Source organism: Planctomycetota bacterium, from assembly GCA_039182125.1.
GTDB lineage: Bacteria > Planctomycetota > Phycisphaerae > Tepidisphaerales > Tepidisphaeraceae > JBCDCH01.
Genome location: JBCDCH010000036.1, coordinates 22,514 through 40,138 on the forward strand (window position 1 = coordinate 22,514; position 17,625 = coordinate 40,138).

At 64.3% G+C, this 17,625-nt stretch carries 18 protein-coding genes; 8 read left to right on the top strand and 10 right to left on the bottom strand.

The annotated features are described in order from the left end of the window. Positions 1–7: 7 nt before the first annotated feature. Positions 8–1,801, top strand: a complete 1,794-nt coding sequence (gene mutL / locus AAGD32_10755; GenBank protein MEM8874724.1) for a DNA mismatch repair endonuclease MutL — start codon at positions 8–10, stop codon at positions 1,799–1,801. A gap of 2 nt (positions 1,802–1,803) precedes the next feature. After that, the gene (locus AAGD32_10760; GenBank protein MEM8874725.1) at positions 1,804–2,223 is read left to right on the top strand and encodes a GNAT family N-acetyltransferase; all 420 of its coding nucleotides are present in this window, start codon (positions 1,804–1,806) and stop codon (positions 2,221–2,223) included. Here the strand turns inward: AAGD32_10760 and AAGD32_10765 are convergent. Then, entirely contained in the window at positions 2,213–2,962 is a 750-nt protein-coding gene (locus tag AAGD32_10765) for a hypothetical protein (GenBank protein ID MEM8874726.1), read from the bottom strand. The genes AAGD32_10760 and AAGD32_10765 overlap by 11 nt on opposite strands. Before the next feature lie 103 nt (positions 2,963–3,065). Between AAGD32_10765 and truB the strand changes: the two genes are divergently transcribed. Both truB and AAGD32_10775 read left to right on the top strand, forming a co-directional pair. Continuing rightward, a complete protein-coding gene (gene truB / locus AAGD32_10770; GenBank protein MEM8874727.1) occupies positions 3,066–3,827 on the top strand; it encodes a tRNA pseudouridine(55) synthase TruB in 762 nt (253 codons plus the stop codon). After that, positions 3,824–4,480 carry a lysophospholipid acyltransferase family protein gene (locus tag AAGD32_10775; GenBank protein MEM8874728.1) on the top strand — a complete coding sequence of 219 codons (657 nt, stop codon included), beginning with the start codon at positions 3,824–3,826 and terminating at the stop codon, positions 4,478–4,480. The genes truB and AAGD32_10775 overlap by 4 nt, the downstream gene beginning before the upstream one ends. A gap of 413 nt (positions 4,481–4,893) precedes the next feature. Here AAGD32_10775 and AAGD32_10780 read toward each other — a convergent pair whose 3' ends face one another. After that, a complete protein-coding gene (locus AAGD32_10780; GenBank protein ID MEM8874729.1) occupies positions 4,894–5,235 on the bottom strand; it encodes a histidine triad nucleotide-binding protein in 342 nt (113 codons plus the stop codon). Between the two features lie 34 nt (positions 5,236–5,269). Here AAGD32_10780 and AAGD32_10785 point away from each other — a divergent pair, with 34 nt between their 5' ends. Together AAGD32_10785 and AAGD32_10790 are read left to right on the top strand one after the other, a co-directional pair. Continuing rightward, positions 5,270–6,571: an ABC transporter permease gene (locus tag AAGD32_10785; protein ID MEM8874730.1), complete on the top strand. Its 1,302-nt coding sequence runs from the start codon at positions 5,270–5,272 to the stop codon at positions 6,569–6,571. Positions 6,572–6,675: 104 nt separating this feature from the next. Next, complete coding sequence (locus tag AAGD32_10790) at positions 6,676–6,873, top strand: hypothetical protein (GenBank protein ID MEM8874731.1); 198 nt, start codon at positions 6,676–6,678, stop codon at positions 6,871–6,873. Here AAGD32_10790 and AAGD32_10795 read toward each other — a convergent pair. The 5 genes from AAGD32_10795 to AAGD32_10815 form a co-directional block, all read right to left on the bottom strand. Beyond that, positions 6,848–7,828 carry an alkaline phosphatase D family protein gene (locus tag AAGD32_10795; protein MEM8874732.1) on the bottom strand — a complete coding sequence of 327 codons (981 nt, stop codon included), beginning with the start codon at positions 7,826–7,828 and terminating at the stop codon, positions 6,848–6,850. The genes AAGD32_10790 and AAGD32_10795 overlap by 26 nt on opposite strands. Positions 7,829–7,874: 46 nt before the next feature. Next, positions 7,875–11,606 (bottom strand): chromosome segregation protein SMC, encoded by a 3,732-nt coding sequence (gene smc, locus AAGD32_10800; GenBank protein MEM8874733.1) that lies wholly within the window; start codon positions 11,604–11,606, stop codon positions 7,875–7,877. Positions 11,607–11,668: 62 nt separating this feature from the next. Beyond that, positions 11,669–13,600: a flagellar basal body P-ring protein FlgI gene (locus AAGD32_10805; GenBank protein ID MEM8874734.1), complete on the bottom strand. Its 1,932-nt coding sequence runs from the start codon at positions 13,598–13,600 to the stop codon at positions 11,669–11,671. A gap of 77 nt (positions 13,601–13,677) precedes the next feature. After that, positions 13,678–14,292 carry a transcriptional regulator NrdR gene (gene nrdR / locus AAGD32_10810; protein MEM8874735.1) on the bottom strand — a complete coding sequence of 205 codons (615 nt, stop codon included), beginning with the start codon at positions 14,290–14,292 and terminating at the stop codon, positions 13,678–13,680. A 66-nt stretch (positions 14,293–14,358) separates the two neighbouring features. After that, a complete protein-coding gene (locus AAGD32_10815) occupies positions 14,359–14,937 on the bottom strand; it encodes a hypothetical protein (protein MEM8874736.1) in 579 nt (192 codons plus the stop codon). Between the two features lie 46 nt (positions 14,938–14,983). Between AAGD32_10815 and AAGD32_10820 the strand changes: the two genes are divergently transcribed. Continuing rightward, positions 14,984–15,817: a suppressor of fused domain protein gene (locus tag AAGD32_10820; protein MEM8874737.1), complete on the top strand. Its 834-nt coding sequence runs from the start codon at positions 14,984–14,986 to the stop codon at positions 15,815–15,817. Positions 15,818–15,819: 2 nt separating this feature from the next. On the opposite strand, the gene AAGD32_10825 is transcribed toward AAGD32_10820, so the two are convergent. The 3 genes from AAGD32_10825 to AAGD32_10835 are packed head-to-tail and all read right to left on the bottom strand — an operon-like array spanning position 15,820 to position 17,137. Then, positions 15,820–16,245, bottom strand: a complete 426-nt coding sequence (locus tag AAGD32_10825) for a hypothetical protein (GenBank protein MEM8874738.1) — start codon at positions 16,243–16,245, stop codon at positions 15,820–15,822. After that, entirely contained in the window at positions 16,245–16,856 is a 612-nt protein-coding gene (lexA, locus tag AAGD32_10830) for a transcriptional repressor LexA (protein MEM8874739.1), read from the bottom strand. The genes AAGD32_10825 and lexA overlap by 1 nt, the downstream gene beginning before the upstream one ends. Continuing rightward, positions 16,853–17,137, bottom strand: a complete 285-nt coding sequence (locus tag AAGD32_10835; protein ID MEM8874740.1) for a hypothetical protein — start codon at positions 17,135–17,137, stop codon at positions 16,853–16,855. The genes lexA and AAGD32_10835 overlap by 4 nt, the downstream gene beginning before the upstream one ends. A 134-nt stretch (positions 17,138–17,271) precedes the next feature. Between AAGD32_10835 and AAGD32_10840 the strand changes: the two genes are divergently transcribed. Next, positions 17,272–17,466, top strand: coding sequence for a hypothetical protein (locus AAGD32_10840; GenBank protein MEM8874741.1), 195 nt, complete (start codon positions 17,272–17,274; stop codon positions 17,464–17,466). The last annotated feature ends 159 nt before the right edge of the window (positions 17,467–17,625 follow it).

Here is a 17,625-nt window from a genome sequence, read left to right on the forward strand (position 1 = left end):
TCATCGCATGGACGGTCGGCCGGTCATCCGACAACTTCCCCAAGCCCTGATTAACCGCATCGCCGCCGGCGAGGTGGTCGAACGGCCGGCGTCGGTCGTGAAAGAACTCATCGAAAACGCCATCGACGCCGGTGCCACGCAGATCACGATCGACATCGAGGAAGGCGGCCGAAAGCTCATCCGCATCGTCGATGACGGACGCGGGATCGCGCCGGATCAGTTGCCACTCGCCTTCGCACCGCACGCGACGAGCAAGCTCACCGACGACGCCGACCTGCTGAGCATCCGCACGATGGGCTTCCGGGGCGAAGCGCTGGCGAGCATCGGCAGCGTGAGCCGGTGCCGGATCGTGACGCGCACCAACGACGGCGACGCGGCGTTCGGGATGGACAACACCGGCGGCGAAGTGACCGGCCCCACCCCCGCCGCCGGCAACGTCGGTACCACCGTCGAGGTTCGCGATCTTTTCTTCAACGTCCCGGCCCGCCGAAAGTTCCTCAAGGCGACCGGCACCGAGAGTTCGTACGTCACCGAGACCGTGCTCAAACTCGCGCTGGCCAACCCGTCGGTGGGCTTCCGCTACAGTCGTGACGGCAAGGTCGCGCACGACTTGCCGCCCGGCGTCGACCGACTACTCGCGGGCTGGCCGAAAGAGTTCCGCGATCAACACCTCGCCGTCGACCGGCGTGATCAGGACTACCACCTGCACGGTATCGTCGGCCTGCCCGAACTGGCCGCGCCGCACATGCGGTACCAGTATCTGTTCGTCGCCGGGCGACCGGTGAAGGACCGGCACATGATCCATGCGCTCCGCGAAGCATTTCGAGGCTTGTGCGAACCGGGACGACATCCGGCGGCCGTGCTCATGCTCAACTTGCCGCCGGGAGCCGTGGATGTCAACGTGCATCCGCAGAAGTTGGAGGTCCGCTTCCGCGAGAGCAACCGCGTCCATGCCTTGGTGATGAGCAGCGTGAAGCAGGCTTTGCTCGGAGCGAACCTTGCCCCCAAGCTCAAGCCGAAAGTCGAGGAGCCGGAGCCGCCACGGGAAAATGTCCGCGAAACGTTGGCCGCGTTCTTCAAGCAAGACTTACAGCAACAGACGCGTTTGGAGAATGTCCAGCCGGTTGAGACGACCGAAGTGGCTGCGCCGCCTGCCGTGCCGCCGTCGCAGGGCGACGGGTCTAGCAACGGTGAATCGCGCGAAGAAGTTGACCCCGCACTTCCGATCCGCGGCGCGATCCAGTTGCACAACAGTTATCTCGTCACGCAAACCGACGACGGCATGGTCATCATCGATCAGCACGCGTTGCACGAGCGGATCATTTTCGAAGACCTTCTCCAGCGGATCCGCCGTGGTAATCTCGAGAGTCAGCATCTGCTGATGCCGTTGACGTTCGATGCCGACGGGCGGCAGCTGGAAGTACTCGAGACGCTTCGGCCCATGTTGCTCCGGCTCGGAATCGACGCCGAGGCGTTCGGCCCCGACGCGGTCGCGGTGCGTTCCTTCCCGTCGTTTCTGCACAAGCTCGACCCGGTCGACTTTCTCCAACAGTTACTGCAACGGGACGAGTCGGAGTTGGAAAAGGCCGACGACGAAACGGTCCTGCACGAAGTGCTGGACATGATGAGTTGCAAGGCCGCGGTGAAGGCCGGCGACCCGCTGACGCCGGAGGAGATCACCGCCCTGCTGGCCCGCCGCGACCTCGTCTCCAGATCCAGCAACTGCCCACACGGTCGCCCGACGACACTCCGCCTATCTCTCACCGACCTCGAACGACAGTTCAAACGCACCGGGTTTTGACCATGCGAATCGAGACCGTCGACGTCGAACGCATCCGCGCCCTGCGGCACAAGGTGCTGCGTGCCGGCATGCCGATCGAGACGACGTATTTCACGGGCGATGAGCTGGCGACGCATTACGCGGCGCTCATCGACGGCGCGGTCGTTGGCTGCGTGTCGGCGCTGGTCGCGCCTTTTCCCGAGCACGACGAACCGGCCGACCGGCAGCTGCGCGGCATGGCAACGGACCCAGTCCATCGTGGACGCGGCATCGGTGGCACGCTGGTCCGTACCTTGCTCGCCGACGCGCCCGGCCGGGTCTGGTGCAACGCCCGTATCGCGGCGGCCAACGTCTATCGCCGCGCCGGCTTCGAACAAATCGGTGAGCCGTTCGAGGTACCAATCTTCGGCACGCACTTGCGGATGCTGAACGTCAACGCTTGAGCTTAATGCGGGCCTTGTCGCGGGCCTTGGTGAAGGTGCCGAACAGGCGAACGGCGGCGCCGTAGAGTGCGGCGTTGCTCTTGCGAACGACCGAGTCACTCAGATGCGCGCCGCCGTCATGCAACGCCTTGAGTTCCGCCAACACCTCGTCCTGCGTCCATCGGCGGCGCTGGCGGTGCTTGGTCCCATCGATGCCGGCACTTTCGAGTGCCCTCTGGAAGCTGCCGAAGTAGCGGACCGACGCCGCGTGGAGGCCGGGGTCGTCCCGCTGGACCGAGCCGCTGTTGAGCGGAGCACCGTTCGTCTCGGCCTGCTTGAGTTCGGCGATGATGGTGGCCTTGTCCCAACGGCGGTAGCGCGACACGACTTCCGCGTCGAGCCCGGCCGCGGCGAGAGCGCGGTCCCACTTACCGAACAGGCGCGGCTGCAACGACGCGAACGCCGCCCTGCCGAGTTCGTCGCCCCGCTCGATCACCGCCGACCAGTGCAAATCCTCGCCGCGCTCGTGGGCCTCACGGATGAGTTCGACGACGTTGGCCTTGGTCCACTTGGGCCGGCGGGCGATCTCCGTGTAACGCGTGCCCGTCGCCTCGATCGCACGGCGGTAGCTGCCAAAGTGATACGCGGCCGCACTGACCAACGACTGGTGCGACTCGGCGAGCCGGTTGTAGCTGAGGTCGACGCCCGCAGCCTTGAGTTTGCGCAGCGCTCGAAGAATGCTGTCTTGCGTCCAGGCCATGGCAACGTGTTCCCCCGACACAGGCGCTGTCGGTTACAAATGTCGTCGTCGCAATCATGGATGAGGTCGTGGAAGACCGCGGTTGGCGCATATGGTGTTTACCGTGGCGGACGATTCATCGCAACCAACACGACCGGTCGATGGGAGCGCCGCAACCGCCGACGTACCCGACGCGGGTGTGCTGGTGATCGACAAGCCGCTGGGCGTTTCGTCGGCGCGGATCGTCGCACGGGTCAAGGGCATCGCACGATCGGCCGGTGCGGCCAAGCGCTACAAGGTCGGCCACGCCGGCACGCTCGACCCCGCCGCGACGGGTGTGTTGGTGCTCCTGCTCGGCAAGGCGACCAAGCAATGCGAACGGATGATGGGCCTGCCCAAGACTTACCGAACGACGGTCCGCCTCGGCGCGACGACACCGACCGACGACGCCGAAGGCGAGCCGACCCCCTGGCCCGACGCGATGCCGCCGACCTTGCAGGACATTCATGGCGTATTGACTCGGTTCACCGGCACCTTCGAGCAAACACCGCCGCAGTTCAGTGCCGTGAAAGTTGGCGGTCGACGCGCCTATGCCGCGGCCCGCTCAGGCGAAACCGTGGAGATCGAGCCGAAGACCGTTCGCTGTGATCGGCTCGAACTCGTGCGGTACGACTGGCCCGATCTCGTGCTGGAAATGGACACCGGACGCGGATTTTACGTTCGTTCACTCGCCCGGGACCTGGGTACCGTGCTCAACGTCGGCGGGTACCTCACCGCGCTACGCCGCACGGCCGCCGGGCCTTTTAGCGTCGACAACGCGGTCGACATCGAAACGCTCGACCGTGACGGCATCTCCGCCCACTTATTCCACGAGGTGCCCGCATGACCCAGCCGGCACGCGACTGGTCCGGGCCGTTCGATACACGGGTGGACGTGCGCGTGATGATGGGGCTCAACCGCTTCTTCACGCGGTTCTGGCATCGCAGCCGAGTGGTTCGCCCGGCACCTCGGCTACCCGACGGGCCGTTCCTCGTCACGCCCAACCACATCAGCGGGCTCGACCCCGCGCTGGTGCAAAGCGCGGTCCCCCGGCCGATCGTGTGGATGATGACGGCGGAGTACTACGACGTGGCGTGGCTGCGTCCGTTCCTGAGACGCGTGGAAGCGATCCGCGTCGACAAGGAGATCAATGACAGCAGCGCGATCCGTGCCGCACTGGGAGCGCTCAAAGCGGGCCGAGTCGTGGGCATTTTTCCTGAGGGTCGCTTGCAGGAGCGGCGCGAACTTCGACCGCTGCAGCCGGGTGCCGTCGTGCTGGCGGCACGGTCAGGCGTGCCAATGCTTCCGGTCTGGGTGGATGGGCCGATGCGGAGCCACATTCATCGCAAGACGAACATGCTCAAGGCGTATCTCACGCCCCACCGTTGTCGGCTGGCCGTCGGCGATTTCATCCCGGCCCCGCCACGGCGTTGCGACCCGGAGCCGACGCTCGAAACCCTCCGTGCCGCCTTGGACGGGCTTCACACGCTCTGCCGCTAAACACAGTGGTGAACCCGATCTAGCGTGCGACAGGGTTCGGGGTCGATAATTTCCCGCGAAAAATTGCAATAAGGACTGTCCTGAAACAACCGGGGGGGTCGATGTATGTAGTGTCAGGGAGATAGTCACGCAGCCTGGCGGAGACAGGCGGGGTTGACCGCTTGTGAGGATTGGACGGATTGAAATGTGTTTTGATGCATAAGACTTTGACGAGCCTATTTGCGAAGCTAAGATAAGACAGGCAAGATAGAGAAAATGGCTCGGGCGGCAGGCAGATAGGCAAATCGAAACATCGGGGACTGCGCACCCCACCCACGGCGCATTTTCTCCCCTCCGGAAGACACCGACCCTCACGGGCGGTGTCTTCTTTTTGTACCTGCCTGGGTTTGCTGTTCGCCGTGAAGCAGATCGCGTTACCCCGGCGGCCAGTCGAACGGCCGGCCGGCGAGTACATGCAGATGGAGATGAAACACCGTCTGCCCCGCTACCGAGCCGCAGTTGAACACGGTGCGGAAATCCGCCTCGCCCCGCTCGGCCATCAACTGCTTGGCGACGAGGAACAGGTGCCCGACAAGCCCAGCATCCTCGGGCGACAGATCATTGAGCGTCGGGATCACCTTTCGCGGAACCACCAGCAAATGCACCGGTGCCTGCGGCGCGATGTCGGCGAACGCGACGCAATGCTCGTCCTCATGAATCAGGTCGGCGGGAATGTCGCCGGCAATGATCTTTTCAAAAAGTGTTGGTTCGGCCACGGCGCTAGCATCGCACACCGGGCCGATTGTTTCCATGCTCAACTTCGTCACCGAAAACGTCCGCGTCGGCCTGAAAAATCTGGCCCTGCACAAGCTCCGTTCGCTCCTGACGGCGCTTGGCATCATCTGCGGCGTCATGGCGGTCATCATCATGGTCGCCATCGGACAGGGAGCGAAGCAAGCCGCCCGTGAGCAGATGGAGCAGCTCGGCGCGACCAACATCCTCGTCCGCTCGACCCGCCCGCCCGAGTCCACCGACGCCGGCAGCAGCCAGCGTGTGCCGATCTATGGCATCACGCAGGACGATATCGACTTGCTCGAAACCATGCCGAACATCAAGGCGATCGTGCCGCTGCGCGACGTCAAGCAAGGCGTGCTCAAGAACGATCAGGTGATGCGGGTCAACACGATCGCCACCACGCCTGACATCTTCGACGTCGTCAGCCTGCAACTGCAACGCGGGTCGGCGTTCGACTGGAGCCAGTACGAGGAGAACGCGCGGGTCTGTGTCCTCGGGGCCGACGCGGCCAAACAGCTCTTTCCATTCTCCGATCCGATCGATCAGACGGTGCAGGTGGGCGTGACGGGCGTGGGAACGCTCGTGCTGACCGTCGTCGGCGTGCTCGAGCCGACGGGACTGCGAGCCGGTGCCGAGGCGTCGAACATCATCGACCGTGAGATCGACCGCGACATCTACTTCCCGCTCTCGCTCGCCGACCAGACCTACGGGCCGCAGCTCAACTGGCGTGACCAAGGCGCGTTGAAGATGGAGCAGGTCGCCCGCCATGAGGTCTGGCTACAGACCGAGGGCATCGAATACGTCGAACCGACCAGTTCGATGACCGCCCACGCGCTCGGCCTACCGGATCGTCTCGATTTGCAAGTCAAGGCACCCATCCAGCTTCTCCGAGCGGCCGAGCAGGAAGAACGCAAGTTCAATTTCATCATGGGCTCGATCGCCGGCATCTCGCTGGTCGTCGGCGGCATCGGCATCATGAACATCATGCTCGCCAGCGTCACCGAACGCACCAAGGAGATCGGCATCCGCCGGGCGCTCGGTGCCAAGCAGAAGCACATCACGCTCCAGTTTCTGATCGAAACGGTGATGATCAGCGCGATCGGCGGACTGCTCGGCATCGCGGTCGGCGTGGGCGGGGCGCTGGCACTGCCGTGGATCGTCGCAAGGTTCTTCGACGGCTCGCAACCGACCGCCGTGACACTGTGGTCGGTCGTGCTCAGCTTCAGCGTCAGCGGGCTCACCGGGTTGCTCGCGGGCCTGTACCCGGCCATCCAGGCCGCCCGGCTCAACCCGATCGAAGCCCTCCGTCGCGAGTAAAATCGGACGTTGCACACTCCTGCGTTTCGCTGTCGCCCTTCCAACGCGTTGGCCGATTCGGTGTCTATATGTCAGCGAGTCCAGCGCGTACCAGGAGTGGCAAAATGTTCGCAGCCCTTTGGAACAACCGAACGCAACCGTCACAAACGCAGGAGGTTAACACCGAAGCGGACTATGTGCCGTGCATGTTCATTTTCGGGCTGGCGGCCGGTTTTTTCACGGCGCTCGCGACCGGATCCCTCGTCTTCGCCGCCGGCGGCTGCGTCGTCGGGGCGATCATCGGGTTGGCGCTGGCCGACTGATCGACCAGGTGTCCGACACGGCGATCTCGCCATCCACACGGCGCAACGTCGCGGTTACCGTGCCGGCTTGCCAGTCGATTTCCAAAAGCCCAAAGTTCGCCTCACCGATCGGCTCGCCGACGCGATGGACATTCGGTTCGTTCACCGGCGATCGACGGTTTTGGTTGAGCGCACTGCTGGTGATGTCGCGCAGACCGCTCACCGTGCTGATCTCTCCGTGGTGACGGTCGCCGCTGATGACGACAACATTTCCTGCTTCCGTGAGCATCTTCATCAACCGCTCGCGCTGCTCGGGAAAGTTCGCCCACTTCTCGAAGCGATGCTCCTCGGCGAGCACCTGAATGCTGCTGCACACGACTCGCAGGTCCGCCGGCTCCGCAAGCCGCGCTTCGAGCCAAGCCCATTGGGCATCGCCGAGCATCTCGCCGGGGCCGGGAACGTAATGGCGACGGTCGTTGATCCGCTCGGTCTTGATCGGATCGCGGAAGTAGCGGGTGTCGAGCAGGATCACCTGCAAGCGCTGGCCGGGCTCACCGAAAGTCTCGGCGTGATAGATCCCCTCGCGTTCCCGCCGCGGGTCGGTCTCTGAGACGCCCTGCCAGTCGAGCGCGATCTGTTGCGCCTCGGCCCGAAGGTGCCACTCCTTGCCCGCGTCGTTTCGGCCGTAGTCGTGGTCGTCCCATGTCGCGAGCAGCGGCACCTTGCGGCGTAGCTCCGCGAAGACCGGATGGCTTTCCAGTTGTGCGTACTTCGCGCGGAACTCGTCGAGATCGTCGGTGTCGGCGTAGACGTTGTCGCCGAGCATGATTAAGAGATCCGGCTCCGCCGCCGCCACCGCATCCCAGATCGGCATCGGCCGGTCTTCTCGGGCACACGAGCCGAACGCGATCCGGTCCACTGTCTCAGGGGCCGGCGGCATGGAGACGAGCAACGACAAAAACAGCGTAACTAGCATGGGCTTGACCATACCCGTGGAACGTGAGCAGCATGTGAGCAGTCGGCTACGCCAACGCGGCTTCCTTGGCGATCTCACCTTCGTTGCCGACCTGATCGAACTTGACAGCGACCTTCTTGCTGACGCCCTTCTGCTGCATCGTCACGCCATAGAGCACGTCGGCGATCTGCATCGTGCGCTTGCTGTGGGTGATAACGATGAACTGCGAACGGTCGAGAAACGCCTCGATGATGCCGTTGAAGCGGACGTTGTTCGCCTCGTCGAGCGCGGCGTCGACCTCGTCGAGGATGCAGAACGGCGACGGCTTGCTCTTGAAAATCGCCATGAGCAGCGCGATGCACGTCATGGTCTTTTCGCCACCCGAGAGCTGCGAGATGGACGCGGGCTGCTTGCCGGGCGGACGGGCAATAATCTCGATGCCGGCGTCGAGGGGATCGACGCGCTTCATGATCGGCCCGGTCGTCGGGTCGCCGTCGGGGCGGACGGCCTTCTTGTCTTCGAGCTCGGTCTCGAGAAACAGGTCGGCCTTGCCACCGCCGAAGAGCTTGCGGAACATCCCCTGGAACTCCTCGCGCACGATCTCGAACGTCTGCTCGAATCGCTTGCCCGATTCGGTGTTGAGTTCGGCGATGAGTTCGACGAGCGCGGCCTTGCCTTCTTCGAGATCGGCGACCTGCTCGGCCAACTCGGCGGCGCGAGCTTCGAGGTTCTCTTGGTCTTCGATCGCGTCGAGATTGACGTTGCCCAACCGCGCGACCCGGCCGCGCAGATCCTTGATCTCCGCGGCGATCGCGGCCCAATCGGTGTCGTCGTCCTCGTCAGCCTCGCGGCGTTCATACTCCACCGGAAGATCGATTTCAGCTTCCTCGGCGGTCCGCTGCACGAGCGATTCGAGACGTACGTTGCGGTCGTTCTGCTTGAGCTCCAGGTCGCGCAACTGCTGATCGACATCGGCGAGCCGTTCACGCAGGTCCATCGCGCCGTGCTCGTGCGTCTCGACGGCTTCGCGGGCGGCGGTGAGTTGTTCGCCGAGTTCGGTGACACGGGCGGCGAGGCCGCCGATGATCGCGTCGGCTTCGGACTGGTGCTTGGTCGCTTCGGCAAGTTCAGCCTCGGCGGCCGTGCGCCGTTCGCCCGCCGTCGACTGCGACTTCTGCAACCGTTCAACCTGGGCGGCCAACTCGCGATCGATGCCCTTCATCCGCTCGGTCGCTTCACGCGCGGCGAGCTGGCGTTGCTGGACCTGGCTCAACGCGACCCGCGCGGCGGTGAGCATCTCGGCAAGTTCGGCGACTTCCGCGCCGGCCGCGGCGAGATCCGTGCCACGGCCTTCGACGTTGGCCAGCCGTGTGTCACGATCGGCGATGAGCTTGTCCCGTAAGGCCGACTGGGTTTGCTCGTCGGTGTCGAGTTGTGTCGCAGACGCGGTGATCTTTTCCAGTTCGCCGGCCAAAACCGGCTGTTCGCTCTGCAGCGCGGTGATCTGGTCGCCCGTCCGGGATCGTTTGCTCGTGAGTTCGACCTTGCGGCCGTTGGTTTCGTAGCTCGCTTGCCGGAGCGTGGCGAGTTCGCCTTCGAGCTGTTTGGCTTCGGCGTTGTCGCGCTCGAGCCGACCGACGAGTTCGTCGATGTGGCGGTCGGCGTCGGCGATCTGGTTGGCGAGCGCGTCGAGCTCGGAGCGACGCGAGATCAGGCCGGCCGACGCGTTCATCGGGCCGACGCGGAGTGTGCCATCGGCTTCGAGCACTTCGCCCTGCGCGGTGACATACCGCCAGCCGTTCGGGCCGTTGTCGTGCAACGCGAGCGCTTCGGCGACGGTCCTGACCACGGCGGTCGTCCCGAGAAGTCGCTCGGCGATACGGCGATCGTCCGGCTCGACACGTACCAGATCCAACGCCAATCGAACGCGCTGCGGGAAGGCCGACCAATCGACCTCGGCCGGAGGCGTCCAACCGTTGGGCCGAATCACGTTGACGCGGCCGGGCAGTTGGGCGAAGGCTTCGGCATGCTCCGCGGCAGCCGCAGCGTCGGAGGCGATCAGCCATTGATCCCGGCCGAACAACGCCGCCTCGATCGGCAACGCGTGCTCGACATCGACACGCAGAATGTCGGCGACGAGGCCACGGATGAACGGGAAGTCCGATTCACGCCGTTCGAGGACCGACTGCACCGCCTCGGACACGCCCTCGTGGTGCGCTTCGAGGTCGTCGAGCACCTTGCGGCGTGAGGCGAGGCCGGAGCGATGTTCACGGTGACGTGCGATCTCGGCCGAGAGTTCGCCGATCTGCTCGCCAAGTTGGGCGGATTGGGCACGGACGGCCTCGGCTTGCGCCTGCTGCTCTGCATGTTCGGCTTCGACGGCTTCGAGCTCAACGCGGATCGCTTCGGCGGCGGCTTCGGCTTCGGCAAGCTCGGCCTCGACGACGCCGCGGCGTGCTTCCAAACGCTCGCGTTGGGCTTCGTGGTTACGCCGTTCGACTTCGATGTTGCTCAGGCGATTCTCGGCCCGGTTGATGTCGCCGGTCAGCGAGTTGATCGCGGCACGGTCCTCGGCGATCTGGCGGTCGAGCTCGTTCTGACGATTCTGTGCCGCGCGGTGGGCGTCGGACTTGCCGTCGATCTCGGCGCGACGTTCGGCGAGCAGGCGGCCGACCTCGGTCAGTTCCAACTCCGATGTCTGCAAGTCCGCCGCATTCTTCTCGCGCTTGGTCGATGCGGCGGCGAGGTCGTCGGCGATCGTCTGGGCCTGGCGATCGAGTTCGGCAAGTTGGTTCTCGGCAAACCGCTGCGCCTGGCGGGCACGGTCGAGCTTGGCCTGTTGCTGGACTTTTTCGTGCTCGGTCTTCTGCCGAGCGGCGGAAAGCTCCTCGGCTTCCTGGCGCTTCGCATCACGCTGTTGCTCGGCGGTGCGCAGGCCACCAGCCAAGTCATCCCGACGGAAAGTCGCTTCCTCGCGCTTCTTTGCAAACGCCTCGAGCTTCTCGACGTGGCCGGCGTACTCGTTGAGCGCATGGGCCAGACGAAGCTCGGCAAGCCGGGCGGTGAGTTCCTTGTAGTTGCGAGCTTTGCCGGCCTGCATCTTGACGCTGCGTAGCTGCTTCTCGACTTCCTCAGTAATGTCGTGAAGGCGCAGGAGGTTGGCGTCGACCTTCTCGAGCTTGCGGGTGGCTTCTTTCTTGCGCTGCTTGAACCGCGAGATGCCGGCGGCTTCCTCGAAGATCAACCGACGCTCGGCGGGGTTGGCGTCGAGCATCTGCGCGACGCGGCCCTGCTCGATCACGCTGTACGCATCAACGCCGACGCCGGTGTCGAGGAAGAGATCACGAGTGTCCTTGAGCCGGGCGTTCTTGCCGTTGATCTTGTACTTGCTGGTACCGTCGCGGAAGAGAATGCGCGTGACCGACGTCTGCTCGGTGTCGACATGGAGGAAACGCTTGCCGTCGGGATCGTCCGCATTAAGTGGGTTGTCGAAGACGAGCGTGACTTCGGCGAAGCTGGCCGGCTTGCGGTCGGCACTGCCGTTGAAAATCACGTCCATCATCGCCCCGCCACGCAGGCTCTTGGCGGACTGCTCGCCGAGGACCCACTTGACGGCGTCGACGACGTTGGACTTACCACAACCGTTGGGCCCGACGACGCCGGTGATCGGCTGATCGAACTCGAACTCGATGCGATCGGCGAAGCTCTTGAAGCCCTGAACGATGAGCTTGGCCAAGCGCAAACGCGGCGATGCGTTGGCCAGTTCGAGACGGACGGCTTCGTGATTGCGTTGGGTCATCGGCGGGTGTCCTCCATGACGATTCACATAACAGGGTGCGACGATCGGCTCGGCCGAACGTGTCACTTGGTGCCGCCGAGCTGAAACTCGGGCGGCAACTCCTGCGGGTCGATGTCCTCGACCGGCAACTGCTCGACGGGCACGACATCAACCGACAACTCCGGAGCGGGGCCGACCTCGGGCATCGGCTGTCCAAGTTCATTATCGGTCGGTCGCAGCGCGCGACCGTCGGGAATCTCGGGGATCTCCACCCCTTCGTCTCGAGCCGACGGAATGGACTCGGCGTTCTGGATCAATGATTCGAGGCCGGGTAGTTCCTGGAGGCGGAAGGCGACCTGCCGGCCGGCCGTGTCGACGATGTCGCCCTTGTCGGCCATGTCGTTCACCAGCGCGACGACCTGACCGTAATCGAACTCGAAACGCGGCTCGCCGGGCACGGATTTGCCGCCCAGACGCGCGACGATGATCGGCATGTCAATGCTGCTCGAAACGCTCACCGGCCGACCGCCCGGACCGCTGCGCTGGAACATCCGTACACGCGAGGCGTCGGCGCCGTCGGTGCTGATCGTGAACGTGTTACCGAGCGATCCGAAGATCACCGGGCTACGCAGCTTGCTCGGCCGACCGAGCACGGCGATGCGCGGCTCACCGCGACGCGTCGCATAGATCACCGGCGGGCCGTCGGTCTGCACGATGTCGAGCAGGAACTTCCCTTCGATGTTCTGACGGAAGATGATCGGGTCGTCGTACTTGGCCAGCGCTTCGTACGCCGCGATGCGAACCAGGGCACTCTCCGCGTCGAGCAGCTCTTTGAGCAGCAACTTCGTCTCGGGGGTTTCGGGGAGCTTGCCGAGCGTCTCGACGGCGGGCAGCTGGTACGGGTGAGACGAGTCGGCTCCCATGCGCAGCAAGACCTGTTGGCTGTAGCGATCGCCAAGGAATGCCGCGGCGCGAGCGGCGGCGTATTGCACGTCAGCGTTGTCGCCGTTGAGCAGCGGCTGCATCGCGGGTATCGCGGCCGGGCCGAGCGCTTCCCATGCGTAGGAGATGTTCGCGAGCGGCGCGTTGGGCTGCTCGGCGGCTTCGGCGAGTTCGAGCGCCTTGGCGGCGGCGAAGGTCTCGTTGGTCGTCGGGAACAGGTGCAGCACAATGCCCGCGAAGTGCGCCCAGTCATCGCTGTACTTCTCCGGCACGTTGAGGAAAACCCGGCCTTCATCCTGCGCCGACGCGATGGACGTGTCCTGGAAATGACGATCGATTCGTTGCTCGATGAAGCGTGCCGTCCGTCGGCTGGGTTGGCGGACCTGCAACACGAGCGCCCGGGGCTGCTGGACGATACCGCCGTTGAGAATGACGCCGGTCCGCAACGCCGCGGTCTTGCGACTGTTGCGGGTGTCGTCCGCACCTTCGGCGGCGTACTCGGGATTGACGAAGATGTCTCCCTGTGCCGAGGCGAGGACGTTGACCTGCTCGCCAGGGTTGAACTGCGTCACGCGCTCGGCCTGGCGAAGGGTCGACTGATAGAGCGTGCCGCCGACGAGGCTGGTGGTCTGGTTGCCCGGCAGCGCCGAAACCTGAATGTCAAAGCGTTGGCCCTTCTGGGCACCCGGCGGGATGAAGCCGTCGACACGCACGATGGCCACGCGGCGGTCGGAGAGGATACGGGCCGGCGACACGCCGGCGTACGGGCCGTTCCGCGATCCGAAGCCACGACGGATAATCTCCTTTTCGATGTACTCGCGGACGGCGATGGGCGCGGTCGAATCGCCGGTGCCTTCGAGGTTCACCACGAGGCCGTAACCGCTGACCTGCAGGGCACCGGTGTTACGGAGATCGACCTGCTGGTAAACGATCCCCTGCAAGGATTCGGGCACCTCACGCAGGGGCAGCCGGGGATAGCGTTCATTGGGCGTGTCCGGCTGGACCGTCCGCGTACAACCGAGCATGGTCGCGGCAACCAACACAACGAATGAAATCAGTCTGATGGCGGGCATTGTCGAAAGGGTCAAACCGATAGCGTAGCGAAATCCGACGCCGACAGGGGACGCAGAGGGCGAACGAACGGAATAGGTCATGCCGGCTTGGACGTACGACGGGCCCGGCGGGTTCGCCGACGATCCACCGCCGGGGCCGAATCGTCGCCCGCATCGGCGGTCTTCGCCTTTCGCGGATTGGCCCGTCCCTCGCTAAAAAGGTGCGTCTGGTCGGGATCGTCGTCGAGGTCCGGGGCGTCGATCACGGCGCGCGTTTCGTCGATGAACTCCTCGGCCGTCTGGAACTTCTTGTACACGCTGGCGAAGCGGACGTAAGCAACCTTGCTGATCCGGCCGAGCTTGTCGCCGACGCGGTTGCCGATGAACTCGGTCGGCACTTCGCGCTCGAAATTTCGCAGGGCTTCGTCCTCGACTTCATCGGCGATGCGGTCGAACTCGGAAGGGGCGATGTCGAGTTTGAAGGCGGCACGCTCGATCCCGGCGATGATCTTCCGGCGATCCCAAGGCTGCTTGTCACCGCCGTTCTTCACGACGGACAGTTTCGGGGCCTCGTCGATCCGCTCGTAGGTCGTGAACCGCTTGGAGCATTGCACGCACTGCCGGCGGCGACGGATCGCACGGCCGTTCTCGCAAGTGCGGGAGTCGATCACCTTCAGCCGGTCTTTCTCCGCGTCACAAAAGGGACAGTGCATGGCACGGATAGGGTATGCCCGGCCGTGACATGCACAAGGGAAAGTGCAAATCGTTTGCGGCGAGGATCAATCACGATCTTCGTCGGGCGTATCCGTCTTCGCGACGTGATCGGCACCGCCGCCCTGCTGCTCCAACTCGGCAAAATCCCCACGGAGAGCCTTCAGGGCGTACTTCTCCTGTTTAATTTCGTCATTGGTGCGAAATCCTGCCCGGCGGAAGAAAGCGAGCCCCGGCGGCTTCTGATGCCCGATCCCCTTGAACTGCATAAACCCGACCGCCAACGGCAACGCGCCCCACAACCGGCCCCTGGTCTTGCTCATCAACGCACCAAGGGCACCCACGCCGAGCAACGTGGCTTGGAAGACGTCCTCGGCCGACCACTCTTCGTCGAGTTCGCGTAGGCGTTGCTCAATCTGGTCGGGATGCGCGGCGTGGTAAGCCATGGACATCTCGAACCGCCTGCGAAACTCACCGCTGGCGACGCTAGCCGCCTTGTACTCGGCATGCTTGAGCCGATCGACCACGTCGGCGTACCGCTCGCTCAACTTCCACTTACGGTTGAAATCGCGAGCGGCTTGCCCGGCATCGGCGGCCTTGATCTTGGCGTCCTGCCACGTTTCCTTGGCTCGGTCAGTCACGTTCATGGCGTTCTTGCCGCGAAATCGGTGCCAATGCGTTAGCCTGCCTGGCATGAACGACGAGCCCATCGACCCAAACTCCGATGAGCCGACGCCACGAAAGCAGCCGCTCGAAGACATCCTGCCGCCGGAGAAAAACCCGGACGGATCCACGGTCTACCGCCACGAGCCGCGTCAGCGGGACTTCGAACTCGCGGTGGGCGATCACATGCTCATCGAAGCCGTCGAGAAACACCTGACTGACTACTTGGGCGAGTCGAACGGCGTGTTCCACGAGATTGTCTCGGACCTGGTGCATCTGGACTTGCACATGTTCCCGCCGAACGACGAGCGGCCATTTTGGTACGTCGTGACGACCGGCATGGCGGAGCGACCGATGCAGACGCCGGAGGGCGTGGAGAACATGGAGTTCGCAGAGTTGGCCGTCGCCCTGCCGGCGGACTGGCCCATGGACAAGTTCGGGGCGGGCGTGGACGTGCCGGAGGACGAGCAGGAAGCGGCGTACTGGCCGCTGAAATGGCTGAAGTTCATGGCCCGTCTTCCGCACGAGTACGAAACCTGGCTTGGCGCGGGCCACACCGTGCCCAACGGCGATCCGCCCGAACCGTTGCACGAGAGCACCGCACTCATTGGGTCGGTCTGCCTGCCGCCCCTGTTCGTTGGTGGCGATGGCTTCGGCACCGTGCAGGTCGGCGACCGAACGGTTCATCTCTACCAACTGCTACTGCTTCACGCCGACGAGATGCAGTACAAACTCGACCACGGACTCGACGCATTGCTCGACCGGCTGGAAGAGGCGAAAGTGCTGCCGATCGTCGATCCCCAGCGTCCGAGTTGCGTCGCCGGGAGTTCCAAACCGGCCAAGCCGTGGTGGAAACTCTGGTAAGTTCACGGCCGCAGAGCCGTACGGATCGCTTCGATCAATGGGCGGTCACGGTCGGCATCGAACGGGCGTTCCTCGGGGTTTGAGAACGGCGGTTTGGTGCGGTAGGCATCGGGCTCGCTAGCATGCCGCGGAACGACGTGGGCGTGAAGCTCTGGTTCAAGGTTGCCGAAGATCGCGTAGTTGATCCGCAGTGCTCCGGTCACCTCCAACACCGCATCGCCAAGTCGGACCATGTCAGCAAGAAACGCCGTGCGGGTCGGCTCGGCGAGATCGTTCAGCGTCGGCACCACGGGGTCGGGCAAGAGCAGGCACCAACCGGGGAAGTTCTGTTCATCGCCCAGCACCGCCCAGCCGGTGGACATCCGGGCGAGAACGGTCGGGTTGGCACCGTCGTTGGCGGCGGCGACGCGATCGGCGATGAGCCCCATCAGTAACTCCGCAAGACGCCAATCACGACGCCCTGAATGCGACAATCGTCAGCGGGGACGATGCGGGGCTCCATGGTGCTGTTGGCGGGTTGGAGTCGGACCTTGCCGCCGGGCTCCTTGTAGAACCGCTTGAGCGTGGCCTCGCCGCTGGTCAGCAGCGCGACGACCTGCTCGCCGTTGCGGGCGGTCTCGCGGCGTTCGATCACGACGTAGTCGCCGTCGCAGAGGTGGTCCTCGATCATCGAGTCGCCGCGAACGCGAAGCACGAAAACGCCCTGGCGACTGGAGAAGAGCTGCTCGAGATCGAGCTCCTCGCGGTTTTCGACGGCCTCGATCGGCGAGCCGGCCGCGATGTTGCCCAGCAGCGGCAACTTGGTCGGGCGATTCTCGTCAGGGAGCTTTTCGTCGGTGCAGATCTCCAGCGAGCGGGCTTTGTGCTTGTCGCGGGAAAGAATGCCCTTGCGTTCGAGGGCACCGACGTGCTCGAAGATGGTGACCTTGGAGGTACCGAGTTGGTCGGCGAGCTCCTGCATGGTCGGGGCGTAGCCGTGGATGTGGCGGTAGTTGCGGATCGCCGAGAGAACGTCGAGCTGGCGCGGGGTGAGGTTCATGGGTTTGGCTGTTGAGGGTCAGATTCGGCGGCGAGTTGGTCGTGGAGCCCGGTGAGAAGTGCGGTCACCTCGGCCGGCTCAAGCACCGTCGGCGGCTCGTCGAGTACCCCCGGCCCGACGGCCGCCCGGCGATGAATGTCCAACTCGACCCGCGCTTGTCTTCGTAACCGCTCGGCGGCGATCACCTCCGGGGCGAACAGCGGTGCGTCGACCGCCATCGGTTTGCGAGGCCTGCGTCGGCGGCGTTTGGTGAAGTTCGACAAGGCGTTGAGTTGGGGCATCGCGGCATCCTTTCCGCCGCACCGACCACGTTTGGCCGGTGTTCCCCGAACGGTAAACTAAAGCCCTAACACCGTGCAAGCCGATTCTTCGAATTTTTCTTCCATAGCTCTCGTGGGTATCCGATATCTCTCACATGGACATTGCCAGCGGCATGCTCAATCTCAATCGGGTCGACGTGATGGCGAAGGTTCAGTTCGCCGCGGCGCGGAAAGTTCTCGACGTGCAGAAGCAAACCGGCGACACGGCGATCAAGCTGCTCAACGCCGCGACCGACGGGCTGAATGCGGCCGCGACGGGGTTGGGGAAGACGATTGACGTGCGGGCTTGAGGGGACCCACGGCTGAAGTCGTGGGCATTGATGGGTGAAACAAAGGCGGCGGGCGTTGGGTTGAACCCCCCCCCGCGGGGTTTTGTCGGTGGGGTGTAAGACGGAGTAGGTTAACCACCCCAAGGTCGTGGGCGCTGAATTTCCGGTTTCGGCCAAACC